Source organism: Dyadobacter sp. CY323 (assembly GCF_021390245.1).
In the GTDB taxonomy this organism is placed as follows: Bacteria; Bacteroidota; Bacteroidia; order Cytophagales; family Spirosomataceae; genus Dyadobacter.
Window position 1 is genome coordinate 48751 of record NZ_JAJUXH010000017.1, and the last position, 12776, is coordinate 61526.

General features: G+C 45.4%; 13 protein-coding genes. 3 read left to right on the forward strand and 10 right to left on the reverse strand.

The features are described 5' to 3' along the window. The first annotated feature begins 71 nt into the window (after positions 1 to 71). Positions 72 to 2627 carry a TonB-dependent receptor gene (locus tag LZG72_RS21195; protein WP_233876868.1) on the forward strand — a complete coding sequence of 852 codons (2556 nt, stop codon included), beginning with the start codon at positions 72 to 74 and terminating at the stop codon, positions 2625 to 2627. Positions 2628 to 2762: 135 nt separating this feature from the next. Here the strand turns inward: LZG72_RS21195 and ccsA (LZG72_RS21200) are convergent, their stop codons facing one another. From ccsA (LZG72_RS21200) to LZG72_RS21220, 5 genes are all read right to left on the reverse strand, one after another. Next, entirely contained in the window at positions 2763 to 5363 is a 2601-nt protein-coding gene (gene ccsA, locus LZG72_RS21200) for a cytochrome c biogenesis protein CcsA (RefSeq protein WP_233876870.1), read from the reverse strand. Next, positions 5360 to 5794, reverse strand: coding sequence for a cytochrome c maturation protein CcmE (locus tag LZG72_RS21205; RefSeq protein WP_233876872.1), 435 nt, complete (start codon positions 5792 to 5794; stop codon positions 5360 to 5362). Before LZG72_RS21205 ends, ccsA (LZG72_RS21200) begins: the two co-directional genes overlap by 4 nt. A 6-nt stretch (positions 5795 to 5800) precedes the next feature. Next, positions 5801 to 6025, reverse strand: coding sequence for a CcmD family protein (locus LZG72_RS21210; RefSeq protein WP_233876874.1), 225 nt, complete (start codon positions 6023 to 6025; stop codon positions 5801 to 5803). 78 nt (positions 6026 to 6103) lie between these two features. Then, entirely contained in the window at positions 6104 to 6787 is a 684-nt protein-coding gene (ccsA, locus tag LZG72_RS21215) for a cytochrome c biogenesis protein CcsA (protein WP_233876876.1), read from the reverse strand. A 33-nt stretch (positions 6788 to 6820) separates the two neighbouring features. Beyond that, a complete protein-coding gene (locus LZG72_RS21220; protein ID WP_233876878.1) occupies positions 6821 to 7483 on the reverse strand; it encodes a heme exporter protein CcmB in 663 nt (220 codons plus the stop codon). A gap of 207 nt (positions 7484 to 7690) precedes the next feature. Here LZG72_RS21220 and LZG72_RS21225 point away from each other — a divergent pair, with 207 nt between their 5' ends. Beyond that, positions 7691 to 7918, forward strand: coding sequence for a FeoA family protein (locus LZG72_RS21225; protein WP_233876880.1), 228 nt, complete (start codon positions 7691 to 7693; stop codon positions 7916 to 7918). A gap of 27 nt (positions 7919 to 7945) precedes the next feature. Beyond that, positions 7946 to 10069 (forward strand): ferrous iron transport protein B, encoded by a 2124-nt coding sequence (gene feoB / locus LZG72_RS21230; protein ID WP_233876882.1) that lies wholly within the window; start codon positions 7946 to 7948, stop codon positions 10067 to 10069. Between the two features lies 1 nt (position 10070). Here feoB and LZG72_RS21235 read toward each other — a convergent pair whose 3' ends face one another. The 5 genes from LZG72_RS21235 to LZG72_RS21250 form a co-directional block, all read right to left on the reverse strand. After that, the gene (locus LZG72_RS21235) at positions 10071 to 10433 is read right to left on the reverse strand and encodes a DUF5615 family PIN-like protein (protein WP_233876884.1); all 363 of its coding nucleotides are present in this window, start codon (positions 10431 to 10433) and stop codon (positions 10071 to 10073) included. Next, on the reverse strand, positions 10433 to 10660 hold the full coding sequence (locus tag LZG72_RS21240; protein ID WP_233876886.1) for a DUF433 domain-containing protein: 228 nt from the start codon (positions 10658 to 10660) through the stop codon (positions 10433 to 10435). Before LZG72_RS21240 ends, LZG72_RS21235 begins: the two co-directional genes overlap by 1 nt. A gap of 28 nt (positions 10661 to 10688) precedes the next feature. Then, the gene (locus tag LZG72_RS21245) at positions 10689 to 10913 is read right to left on the reverse strand and encodes a hypothetical protein (protein WP_233876888.1); all 225 of its coding nucleotides are present in this window, start codon (positions 10911 to 10913) and stop codon (positions 10689 to 10691) included. Next, entirely contained in the window at positions 10813 to 11097 is a 285-nt protein-coding gene (locus tag LZG72_RS29500; protein ID WP_409017730.1) for a BrnT family toxin, read from the reverse strand. Before LZG72_RS29500 ends, LZG72_RS21245 begins: the two co-directional genes overlap by 101 nt. A 99-nt stretch (positions 11098 to 11196) precedes the next feature. Beyond that, positions 11197 to 12678 (reverse strand): NAD(P)H-hydrate dehydratase, encoded by a 1482-nt coding sequence (locus LZG72_RS21250; protein ID WP_233876891.1) that lies wholly within the window; start codon positions 12676 to 12678, stop codon positions 11197 to 11199. Positions 12679 to 12776: the final 98 nt, after the last annotated feature.

Here is a 12776-nt window from a genome sequence, read left to right on the forward strand (position 1 = left end):
TTTGTTCTGGCGGGTATAATTAATGTAGATTAATATTACATAATTTGCTCTTTTAAATCAACTTCATCAAAATGAAAAAAGCCTGCATTTTCTACTTAATCTTTATTTTGTTCAGTCTGAACACCTTGGCCCAGGGCGTAAAAGTGTCGGGTAAAGTAACAGATGAAAAAGGCGAACCGCTGGTGGGTGCCTCGGTGCTCGAGAAGGGGACCAGCAATGGTACTACCACTGATGGAACCGGCGTTTATTCCATTTCCGTGGGATATGACAATGCGACCTTGGTAGTCACTTTTGTGGGTTACGATAAAATAGAACGCGAGATAAATGGGACTGGTACGCAGGATTTTTCCCTGACTGATGCAACCGTTTTGAGCCAGGTGACGGTTGTAGGATCTCGCAATCTGAACCGTTCGTCCACCGATACGCCCGTGCCGGTCGACGTGATCGACATCCGTGAAGTGACCACCAAGCAGGGGCAGCTCGACGTGAACCAGCTTTTACAATTTGCGGCACCTTCTTTTAATTCAAACCGGCAAACAGGTTCTGACGGCGCGGACCACGTGGACCCGGCGTCATTACGCGGACTCGGACCGGACCAGACTTTGGTTTTAATCAATGGGAAAAGGAGGCATCAATCTTCACTTGTCAATTTGTTTGGAACGCGGGGGCGGGGCAATACCGGTACCGATCTGAATGCGATTCCGGCTGCCGCCATTGAGCGCATTGAAATTCTACGGGACGGCGCGGCTGCACAGTATGGTTCCGATGCGATTGCCGGGGTTATTAATATCGTTTTGAAAGAATCGGTGAACCAACTGACCGCTAATGCGAATGCGGGGATTTACCAGGCTAAATACCGTTTTGATAATAAGAACTTTGATGGCCTGAATTACAATGTCAACCTGAATTACGGCGTCGCGATCGCGAAGAAAGGATTTGTTAATGTCACTGCCGACTATAACTTCCGGAACCATACCAATCGCGCTAACACGGTTGATGACGAGTCGGATTTGGCTCGCAGACAGTTTGGAGATCCAAAAATCAATAATGCGGCACTTTACTACAATGCAAAAATCCCGATCGGGAAGAGTTTGCAGGTTTACAGTTTTGGTGGTCTGAACGAGCGCAGGGGCGATGCGTATGCCTGGACAAGATTTGCGGATGACGAACGGAACATCCCGTCCATTTATCCGGATGGTTTTGATCCGCTCATTACGTCAAAGATTAATGACAGGGCGGTAACCGGCGGTATTCGTGGTGTATGGAATTCGTGGGACATTGATTTGAGCAATACATATGGGTTCAATAAATTCCATTTCGGGGTGGAGAATTCACTTAACCGTTCATTTGGTGCATTGTCCCAAACCGAATTTGATGCAGGCGGTTTTCAACTAGGTCAAAATGTCACTAATCTTAACTTTACCAGGTTCTATAAGGGCATTCTCCAAGGTCTTAATGTTGCATTCGGAGGTGAATACCGCACGGAACGGTATAAGATTTTTGCCGGCGAACGGGCTTCATACTACAATTATGACCCTGCATTCCCGGGCGGTTCACAAGGTTTTCCAGGATACAGCCCAACCGACGTGACGGACAAATCGCGTTCTAATGCAGGAGCCTATCTGGACATTGAGGCGGACGTTACCAAACAATTCCTGATCGATGCGGCTGTGCGTTTCGAAAATTATAGTGATTTTGGAAGTACGTTAAATGGAAAAGTCGGGCTGAGATACAAGATTACCGAGGCATTTGCACTTCGCGGCGCGGTGAGCACCGGTTTTCGTGCACCTTCTCTCGCCCAGAAATATTTCAACTCAACCTTTACAAACTTTGTGAATGGACAGGCCGTCGAGGTTTTGCTGGCCAACAACAACAGTGCAGTTACAAAAGCATTGGGTATTCCGCAACTGAAACAGGAAACCTCTCAGAATGCAAGCTTTGGATTTACATTCACACCTGCTGGCCGGCTTTCGATCACGGTGGATGGGTATTATGTAAAAGTAAAAGACCGTGTGGTCCTGACCGGTCAGTTTAGCGATGATGACAAGCAGATTGGCAATTTATTAAAATCGCTACGGGTCGGAAAAGCGCAATTTTTTACCAATGCACTTTCTTATACAACAACAAAAGGCATTGATGTGATTGTGGCGCATTCTGCTCCGCTGGCAGTTGGGCGGCTGAGCACAACACTTGCGGCAAACCTGAACTGGATGGATCTTGGGCCGGTAAATACCAGTCCAAAACTGGCAGGAAAAGAAGATATTTATTTCGATGAGAGAGAACGCCGGTTTGTGCTGGCATCCGCGCCGCCATCGAAAATTAATCTGACATTCGATTATACCGTTGATAAATTCAGTGTAATGCTACGCCTGATCCGTTTCGGGGAAGTAAAACTGGCAAACTGGGATTATGAGATCGATACGTACAAAGCTAAAATGCAGACGGATGTCACTTTGAACTATCGTTTTGCCAAGCAGTTCTCGGTATCCGTCGGTGGCAGCAATATCTTGAATGTGTATCCTGATAAATCGTCACCAGCTCTCACGGAATCGGGCGGGACGTGGGACCCGGTTCAAATGGGTTATAACGGAGCGTTTTTCTTCACGAGGCTAGGGTTCAGGTTTTAAATGCAAAATGGTCAGCCGTGAAGCTGGCCATTTTGCATTGCGCCTGCCGTTGCCGGTGCGCGGTACTGTCCGCGATGCTGGTGACTGGCGGTACGTCCGCCGTCGCCGGTGTTCTCACCGGCGACACCAACACCATCAAGCCACCTGTACTTTCGTTTTAGCTTTTGTCTGACCTGCGGCTTGTGCTTCTTCTTTATTCCGCATTTTAACGAAATCCTTGAACCGTCTGATCGTCGCCATGATAAACCCGATCACCAGTACAAATGTACCCAGCCATAGAATGTTAATGAGTGGTTTTTCGGTTGCTTTCATGACGATAAAGTCACGCTGGGTTGTATTTACACCAAATGTAAACTGACCGGTTTGAGGATTGATTTCCTGGAATTGCAGACGAAGCCCAAGATCGTTGCTTACCTCTGGTTTTCGTGCCACCAGTCTGTCACGGATTACAAACGACGGCGTGATCACAAATTCTTTGTCTTTGTCAAGAATACGGACAATGGCTTTTACAGCAGCATCACCTTCTCCAAGTGTTACACCTTCCACTTCTTCGGTTCGAACCACATTATCCAGAATGGCTACATAATCGTTTACAAAAAAAGTATCACGCAGACTCACTGTAAAGTTCTCGGTCTTGCTCCAGATCGGCTCGGCAGTAGGGTTCGTCACCATGGAAACGTAGGTGTAAAGATCTTTATCGACCTTCCGCTGAATATCCGGGGAGGAAACGATGCCTCCCATTCTCGGATTGATCTGCACCCGAGGGAACAAGGTGAATATCCTGCCTGAGGGCTCCCGGTACTCGATTTCGTAGTAAAAGTTCTCAGGGAAAATTTCGATAGTATCCCCTTTGGAATTGTATTTCTTGTTGTTAACCACAATGTCGCGTAGTGCTACGGCGTGGAAATCGCCTTCGACAATATCCACCCAGCTTTTAGGAATGTAGCCCGGAATGTGACGCGGCTCCACCCGCACATCGCGCCAGGTAAGCATGTAGTCGCCCATTTTCTCAGCCTTATTCAGCCAAAGCGTGATGTTTTCCTTATTTTCTTTATTGTCGTTACTAGTGAATTCTTCGCTGCGCGAAATCATCAGACCTGAATTATTAATGGAAACAACACGGGTATATGCAGAAGAAAACAGGATACCGACCAACATCAGCGCAACACCAATGTGGGTAACTGCACCACCCGACAAGCCGTAGTTACCCCGAAGGATGTTCAGCAGGATCGTCCCATTAGCCACGATCGCGAAGATGGCCGTGGTCAGCAAGACAATGTATTGAATGTCTTTCACACCTTTAAATGTGATCACCGCGGCACTGATCAGTAAGGCAATCAGCAATGGGTTATATAATGCCTGTAAATTGCCCTTTCCAACCCGTTTCCACCAGAAAAACTGACCTACGCCCGTCAGGACGATGATAATCGAGAAAAACCAGAGCTGGAATTTATTATAATGCGAGATCTGATCAGCAGGTAATGCCATGTTCAGTATGGTCCCGAAAGCTTCGGCGATCTTATTGTAAACCGGAATGGACGTCGTAGCCAGTATTTGAAAACCAGACAAACAAAGTACAGTCGCTCCGATAAAAATCCAGAATTCCTGAGAATAGGTAGAAACTTCTTCGTCGTCGCTCGGCAAGCTTTTCCAACGATAAACAAGTAATGCAATGGAAACAACGGTAAATGTGAGAAGGTAAACCAGCAATTGGCCGGAAAGTCCAAGATCCGTAAATGAGTGAACCGATGCATTACCCAAAACGCCACTACGCGTCATGAATGTCGAATAGAGGATCAGGATAAACGTCGCAATGGTGAGAATGAAAGAGGTTTTCAGCGCGGTGGCATTTCTTCTGCCGATGATCATCGTATGAACTGCAGCAACTAATATCAACCAGGGAACGATGGAAGAGTTTTCGACAGGATCCCAGTTCCAGTAGCTACCGAAATTGAGCGTTTCATAGGCCCAGTAAGCGCCCATTAAAATCCCAACACCTAAAACCAATGCCGAAAACAATGCCCATGGAAGTGCGGGACGAATCCATTCCTGAATTTTTTTGCTCCACAACCCTGCAATCGCAAATGAAAAAGGAATGAGTGTCGAGGCAAAGCCGAGGAAAAGGGTAGGAGGGTGGATCACCATCCAGTAATTCTGCAACAATGGATTCAAGCCGTTTCCGTCTTTTGGAATGAAGTTCGGATCCATTTTGTAAACGGGAAGATCCGGCATTACTTCTTTAAGCAACAAAAATGGGGTCGATCCGATTTTTAAATCAAGTCCTGGAATTACTACGCCAAGAATCATTGAGGTAAGGAATGCCTGTACCAATGCAAAAACCGTCATCACCGGAGCTTCCCACGAGCGGTTCGTGAAGATCAACACACAACCCAAAACTACATTCCAGAAAATCCAGAGCAAGAAGCTGCCTTCCTGATCCTGCCAGAAACTGGAAATGGTATAACCTGTCGGAAGTGAAAGGGAAGAGTTTTTCCAGGCATAATGGTATTCGAAATAATGATTTCCGATAATCCAGTAAAGCGAAAAAACGACGCCCACAACCGCCGCAACATGCGTGTAGAAGACAATTCTGGCGAACCGTTTCCAGGTAAGTGTATCTTCTATCGAGCCGCCTGCCATGCCTGCTTTGAAATAGGCAAAAGTTGCTACAAGAGCTGTAACAAAGGCGATGATGACCAGCAGGTGACCTGCACTTCCAATCGTACTGTGAATCATGATTTCGCCGCCGTATGTTCAGTGGTTTCCATTTTACCGTTCTCGTATTTCGAGGGGCACTTCATTAATATTTTTTCGGCTGAAAAACTGCCGTCTTTCATTTTCCCAACTACAACAACCTGCTCCGATTTATCAAAATCCTGTGGTTTTGAATTTTTATAAATCACCTTTTGCTCAACATTATTATTATCGACCAATGTGAATTCAAAATAATTTGGATCGATCTCCGGCTGATAAGCCATTTCCAGGATCTGGCCTGCCGCGTCTTTTTTGAGCTTTCCAACGACGTGGATGCTTTCGTTATCGCCATCCTGCGCCATTTCTTTTGCTTTGGTAAAATCAACATAAGTACTCGCGTCGCCGGCTGTCGAAACAATGATCCCGATCGCTACTGCGATAATCACAAGTCCGAAAATCTGTATCTTTTTCATGTGGAATTACTTGATATTTAAATCTTTTTCAATCTTCTTCAACTTGGAATCAATGCGTAGCATGTTGATGGCGATTCCTGCAAAAACAACGGCAATCACAGCCACTACCACCCAGATTTTACCATCCGCGCGTAGCTTATCGGCCATTTCCACCGTATCCCCGGATGTTTGGGCCAGCAGATCTTTGCTAACTAAAAGAAGTGTCACTAATAGGGAATATATTCTTTTCATTGTTATTCGGGTATACTAAATTGTAACGAAAATTTGCTTCAAAATGTTTGTGGCCTGCCAAACTTGCAGCCACGAACCTTACACATTGGAGTCAGTAATCAATGCTTCCTCCCGGACCCGGTTGATCACTTTGATCCTGATCCTCAGTTCGGCAAGCCAAAGTCCGAGCAGAATGTAGCCGATCACGGCCGGGTAAAATACCTTTCGAATGTTGTTATCGAAATCGTAGGAGCCGAATGTACTGTTACCGCCACTTCCCGGATGCAGCGAATCGGTGAGCCGGGGAAGAATGTAAATAATAGGGATGAAAACAGCGAACGCGAAAATGTTGTAAACGGACGATATCCTGGCGCGACGCTGGTCGTCTTCAAACGATGATCGGAGAAGCAAATATGCCAGATAAATCAGAATGCCGACCGCGGCCCCATTCAGTTTCGGGTCGTTTGGCCAGGGATCGCCCCAGGTATAATTCGCCCAAAGTGAACCAGTCAGGCAACCAAGTATCCCAAAAAATATCGCTGATTTCGCGAGCTCACTGGCAATATCATCATCGCCAATCCTGCCTTTGTTCAGATACCGGACCGAAAAGACCATCGATACAAACAGCAGGAAAGTCATTGCGAGCCACAACGCAACGTGGAAATACGTATTGCGGATGCTTTCATTAATAATGGCCAGACGCGGAACAGGTCCGATCAATCCCATGATGATCACATAAAAGATGAGCACAATGCAAAGGATTTTCCACCAGGTTTTTCTCATGTCAATTTCTTTACTTTTTAAACAAACCAACTTTCAGCTTCTCCACAAATAGGGAAAAAGCAGATAGCTGAGGGTGATTACTATGAGATCAATCGATAATAGTGTGCTGATTTCGTCGGTACTGACAGACCAATCCAGGCCATCCAACGCATTTTTTGACAATTTAATGGTCATCAAAAGCATCGGAAGAATTACGGGAAAACTGAGTACCGCCATTAACGTGGCGCTGTTGTCGGCTTTCGACGCAATGCCGGCAATTAAAGTGAGCACGGACGCGAAGCCCAGGGATGCCAGCAGAATGCAGATCAGAAACAGTTTCATATCTCCAACCGGATTGCCCATTACAAATGCGTAAAAAACAAATCCCATTACTGACAACAATATCATAATGAACGAGTTGTATACGATTTTGGAGATGATAATGGATTGCGGGCTGCAAAGATTATAATAGTAAAGCAACCTTCCATGACGTTCCTGCGAAAAGCTTTTTGCGATTGCATTCACCGCCGTAAACAGTAAAATAATCCAGAAAAGGGTGTTCCAGACGATCGGAGTGAGTTGATTTCTGCGCAGATTAAAACTGAGATAACAAACGAAAACGGTACTTACCACGTAAAGCAGCATACCACTCAGCGCGTATTTTTGACGCCATTCCAGTGTTATTTCTTTCCTGATAAGGGTTTTGATCTCGTTCAAAATGCGTTGACCGGCCGTCAGATTTCCGATTTAGAGGACATTGTTTTAAGCTGCAAAAATACTACATAAAGCCTCAGGGAAATAATAAAAGAGCAGGATTTTGCCTGATCCATGTCAGCACAGGGGAATTCACAAAGATGAATATTTGATTTCCGGGTTGATAGTGCTTAATTTGTACTTTAAATAAACTGAGTCTAAATAAGGTATATGTCAGCTCGCACCGTTGCAAAACTTCGGAAAGGGGAAACAGGAGTGATCAAATCATTTTCAGATCGGGCGATGTCGCTCAAACTTCTGGAAATGGGGTGCGTTCCGGGGTGTGAAGTGCGGCTGGATGCAATTGCCCCTTTTGGTGATCCGGTGTGTATAAATGTGGGCGGCTGTTACAGCCTGTCCCTGCGTTTGAATGAGGCATCGGTCATCGAGTTAGAGTAAGAATACGTTCGTTTACAAGCCTCTCCATTGAAACAAGGAAATATAAAAGTTGCGCTGGTAGGCAATCCGAATGCCGGCAAGTCTACATTATTTAATGCATTAACCGGTTTACGTCAAAAAACAGGAAACTTTCCGGGCGTCACGGTCGAAAAAAAATCAGGAACATTTCGGATTGAAGGCTTGGAGTCGCCCATTACGTTGGTGGACCTACCGGGCACATACAGTGTTTATCCCAAATCCCGCGACGAAACGGTGGTGATGGATATTCTGGCCAACCCGAAACACCCCGATTTCCCGGATGTTGTAATCGTTGTGATCGACGCCTCGAATCTTCAGAGAAACCTGCTTCTTTTTACTGAAATCAGCGATCTGGGCATTCCGACTGTCATTGCATTAAATATGCTCGATGTCGCTGAGAGTATGAACCTGAATGTTAACGCCGTTCAACTTGCGATGCAGCTCCATGTGCCCGTTGCCCGGATCAATGCGAGAACGGGGGAGGGGGTTGTAAATCTCAAAGAAGCTGTTAAGCAACAACTCGGCGCGACAGAGAAGACGGAACTTCGGTATTTCTACGAGCCAAAAGGCTCTGAGGTTGAACTTATTGAGGAGGTAAAGGAAATTTATAACCTTGATAATGACTACGTTGCATTGCAATACGTTTGCCAGCACGATAATTTTTCGTTCCTGGAACAACCGGCCCGCACCAAGCTGGATAAGTTGATCGATAAGTATTCGTTTGATGAAAATCATTTTCTCGCGTCCGAAACGGTCGCAAGGTATGAGAAGATCAAACCCATTGTCTCAAAGGCGGTTAAGTCTGCCGGGCCTACACAGGCACCTTTCTGGACCCGGAAACTGGATAGCGTACTTTTACATCGGGTTTGGGGGTATGTGATTTTTGCATTGGTGCTGCTGCTCGTGTTTCAGGCCATCTTTGCCTGGGCGACGTTTTTTAGCGATTGGCTGGACGTGTCGGCCGCGCAGGGAATTGAGTGGGTAAAATCGGCTATGCCGGAAGGTGTTCTGAATGACCTGATTACCGATGGAGTTTTGACAGGTATTGCCGGTATCATCGTTTTTGTACCACAAATCGCGATTCTTTTCGGATTGGTTTCTATTCTGGAAGAATCCGGCTATATGGCGCGGGTGATGGTGATCATGGATAAGTTAATGCGGCGTTTTGGATTAAATGGCCGGAGCGTGGTGCCACTTATTTCCGGTGTTGCCTGCGCTGTGCCGGCGATCATGACGACCCGAAGCATCAGCAGTCGCTATGAAAGGCTTCTTACGATTCTGGTAACTCCGCTGATGAGTTGCTCGGCCCGGCTTCCCATTTATACGATTTTAATAGCCCTCGTGGTCCCATCTACGCAGGTTTTTGGTGTTTTCAGTGTGCAGGGACTTGTTTTGTTTGGTTTGTACTTTTTAGGACTTGTCGGTGCACTGGGCTCGGCCTGGTTGCTGTCGATTTTTATACCCAGAAAAGAGCCGAGTTATTTTATGCTTGAAATGCCATCCTACAAGCTGCCGCGCTGGGGGCATGTGGGGTTTAGTATGTATGAAAGTGTAAAATCCTTTGTACTGGAAGCTGGGAAAGTGATCATGGCGATCTCGATTATCTTTTGGGTACTGGCATCTTACGGCCCGGGCGATCGCATGGAAAATGCGGAAACGCAGGTTGTAAGTCGAATGAATGCAGCTTCTCAAGAGGAAATTGATGCGGCCGTAGCATCTGCCCGCCTTGAAAATTCATACGCTGGCCAGTTCGGGCATTTCATCGAACCAGTGATCAAACCATTGGGATATGACTGGAAGATCGGGATTGCATTATTGGCGTCATTCGCGGCCAGAGAGGTTTTTGTAGGGACAATGGCGACGATTTACAGTATTAGCGGAGACTCGGAAGATGTACCGACGGTCAAACAGCGATTGGTGCAGGAGAAAAACCCGGATACCGGCGGACAAATGTTTACTCCGGCCGTTTGTTACTCATTACTCATGTTTTACGTGTTCGCCATGATGTGTATGAGTACCATCGCCGTAGTGTATCGCGAAACCCACGGCTGGAAATGGCCATTGATCCAGCTGGCTTATTTAATGGTGCTGGCGTATGCTTCCGCTTTTGTGACATATCAGCTCCTTAGCTGAATCAGGAGTTAGGCGTATAAACCGTGATCATATCTCCCAATTCTAAATAGAAGCAATTCTCTTTATCTAAGTCGCTGATTAATGAGAGATTTTTTGAGAAAATTTCCAGTAGTCTTTGATTTGATATGTTCCCAAGTGTGATCCTGATGAGTTTTTTTGGAGTGCTTTTTAGGAAAAATGTATTTCTGAAATCTTCGTCTTTTGTGATTAAAATAAGCTGTCGAAGATCTGCAAAACGACAAATCTCTGTGTCAGAAGTATGCCATTTTTCGGGGAGATTATTTACATGGATTGCAATGTGACCCTGGCCTTGAAGAAATTTGGCGAGTTTTATTGAAATGTGAACGTCGCAGAGAAACTCCATTATGCAGCTGCGTTGATCAAGCGACCAGAGACAAGCAACTTCGCGTAGTTCAGACTTGCAAGGATATCTTCACGTTCGAGCTCGGCATGATCTTCAACAATTTCAGAAATAGACATTCCAGAACCTAACATGTCGATGATGACCTCGACAGGCCAGCGCATCCCGCGAATACATGGCTTACCGTGGCAAATATTAGGATCGATCGTTATTCGTTCAAGATGGTGCATGGTGCTTCTAATTTCATATGGGTCTATATCAGCTTTTTAGCTGAATTGAAGGAATGTCGGCAGCGGTAAGTTTGCCTTTGATTTCTGAAAGGCGAATTGCGGCGTCGAGATCGATCCGGATGTCAGGATCAAACATATTTAGATTGATATGTTTAGGAATGTCGCGAACGTAGAAGACGCTGGCATTTTTTTTCGCAAAGATCTTTTTCTTTTTTTCTGGAAGCTCTTGTCCCGATAATCCTGACTTTCCCATTTCGAATAATATAGTATGATGTTAGCAATCTATTTAATAGGCTCTTCCCAATACAAATAAAGCGAACTTCGTGAAATCTATGACTAATAATAATCAGTCGGTTTGGATCTCGAAATAGGCTTTCGGCCTCTGCGTTTGATACGCTATGTTTTTCTTCCGGCTTTTTTTCGTTGCCGAATCCCAGTCAAACCTTAGTGGAGACATTTAGCTAAACATTTGATCGCAATGCACTATGCATCTCTAAATGTTTAGACGTGGAAACTGAAAAAAGTCACAAGTTGTGTTACCAACCCAAAGAATCTATCACATCCGAAGCAATCAACGCAGTTTGTCCCTTTTGTTCTGCTGCCTTGTCGCCGGCCAGACCATGTTGATATACTCCAAGAATCGCAGCGTCTCTCGGGCTATACTTTTGTGCCAGTAGACTGGTGATGATGCCGGTCAGAACGTCCCCGGTTCCGCCAGTCGCCATTCCGGGGTTGCCGGTTGAGTTGAAATGCACTTCGCCGTCTGGGAGGATTACTGCAGTATTTGCGCCTTTCAAACAGATGATCACTTTGTGTTTTTTCGAAAAAGCTCTCCCATTTTCTAGTCTTTCAAATTCGTCTTTACTATCTCCCGCCAGACGTTGAAATTCTTTTGGATGCGGTGTTAAAATCGTGTTTTCAGGTAATTTTTCTAAGAAATGCCTGTTTTGCGAGAGCAAATTCAATGCATCGGCATCTATAACCAATGGTACTTTGGCCGAGTCAAATAATTGTTCAAGAACCTTCATCGTTTTTGAGTCTTGACCAATTCCGGGCCCAATGCCGATTGCCGAGTAAGTTTCCAGGTCAGGTAAGATGGAGAGGTGATTTTCATCTATGTCTGGTACAGCCATTGCTTCGGGGATGGATATCTGAACAATGTTATAGCCGCAACCCGGGAAATGCATGGTTAATAGTCCAACCCCCGATCGCAGGCAGGCTTTTCCAGCCAAAACCGCCGCGCCTATTTTTCCATAACTTCCGGCGATCAGCAATGCATGACCGTAAGTGCCTTTGTGCGAAAACTTTCCCCGAGGTTTGATAAGTGATTCTGCCGCCTGTTTTTGTGTGTAAAAAAATGGTGTTTGCGTTCTGTGAATGTATTCCTGACTAAGTCCAATGTCAACCAAATGCCAATCACCTGTGAACTCGGCATTTTGCGGAAGCATAAATGCCAGTTTCGGAATTTGAAATGAAACCGTATAGTCAGGTTTAATGATGATATCGTCTTTTGCATTTGGTTGATCGGCATACAGACCGCTGGCAATATCAACCGCGACAAGTTTGTTAGGAAGCTCATTTAGTTTCGTAATAACTTCTGCAACAATGCCTACTACCGGCCGCGATAGCCCGGAGCCCAATAATGCATCAATGCATATCACCTGGTCGCCAAACTCAGGAAACTCGTGTATTGATGTGAGAATATGAGGTTGTAGATGATTTTTTAGCCGACTAAGGTTGCTTTCGAAATCTTCGGAAGCATTTGAAGTATAGTCTAAAATAGTCACATAGACGTCGTAACTCAGCATACTCAGAATCCGCGCCACGGCCAGTCCGTCGCCGCCATTATTTCCTTTTCCACAAAAAATATGCACCGGACGTGTGTTAACAAACTGATTTTTAAACCATCCGACAAATGCATTGGCAGCTCTTTCCATCAGGTCCAGTGACGAAATCGGTTCGTTTTGAATTGTAAATGCATCTAATTCACGGATTTGGCTGACATTTAATATTTTCATGAAATCATTCTCATTAAGTCTTGAAACAAAGAAACAAATGCTTCAACCATATACCAATCAATTGATCCACAGTGATTGGAGGCCGCCAGACATGATAA

Excerpts from the sequence above, each read along its gene's own strand:
- LZG72_RS21195 (WP_233876868.1), top strand. The coding sequence starts at position 72 with ATGAAAAAAGCCTGCATTTTCTACTTAATCTTTATTTTGTTCAGTCTG.
- ccsA (WP_233876870.1), bottom strand. The coding sequence starts at position 5,363 with ATGATTCACAGTACGATTGGAAGTGCAGGTCACCTGCTGGTCATCATC.
- LZG72_RS21205 (WP_233876872.1), bottom strand. The coding sequence starts at position 5,794 with ATGAAAAAGATACAGATTTTCGGACTTGTGATTATCGCAGTAGCGATC.
- LZG72_RS21210 (WP_233876874.1), bottom strand. The coding sequence starts at position 6,025 with ATGAAAAGAATATATTCCCTATTAGTGACACTTCTTTTAGTTAGCAAA.
- ccsA (WP_233876876.1), bottom strand. The coding sequence starts at position 6,787 with ATGAGAAAAACCTGGTGGAAAATCCTTTGCATTGTGCTCATCTTTTAT.
- LZG72_RS21225 (WP_233876880.1), top strand. The coding sequence starts at position 7,691 with ATGTCAGCTCGCACCGTTGCAAAACTTCGGAAAGGGGAAACAGGAGTG.
- LZG72_RS21235 (WP_233876884.1), bottom strand. The coding sequence starts at position 10,433 with ATGGAGTTTCTCTGCGACGTTCACATTTCAATAAAACTCGCCAAATTT.
- LZG72_RS21240 (WP_233876886.1), bottom strand. The coding sequence starts at position 10,660 with ATGCACCATCTTGAACGAATAACGATCGATCCTAATATTTGCCACGGT.
- LZG72_RS21245 (WP_233876888.1), bottom strand. The coding sequence starts at position 10,913 with ATGGGAAAGTCAGGATTATCGGGACAAGAGCTTCCAGAAAAAAAGAAA.
- LZG72_RS21250 (WP_233876891.1), bottom strand. The coding sequence starts at position 12,678 with ATGAAAATATTAAATGTCAGCCAAATCCGTGAATTAGATGCATTTACA.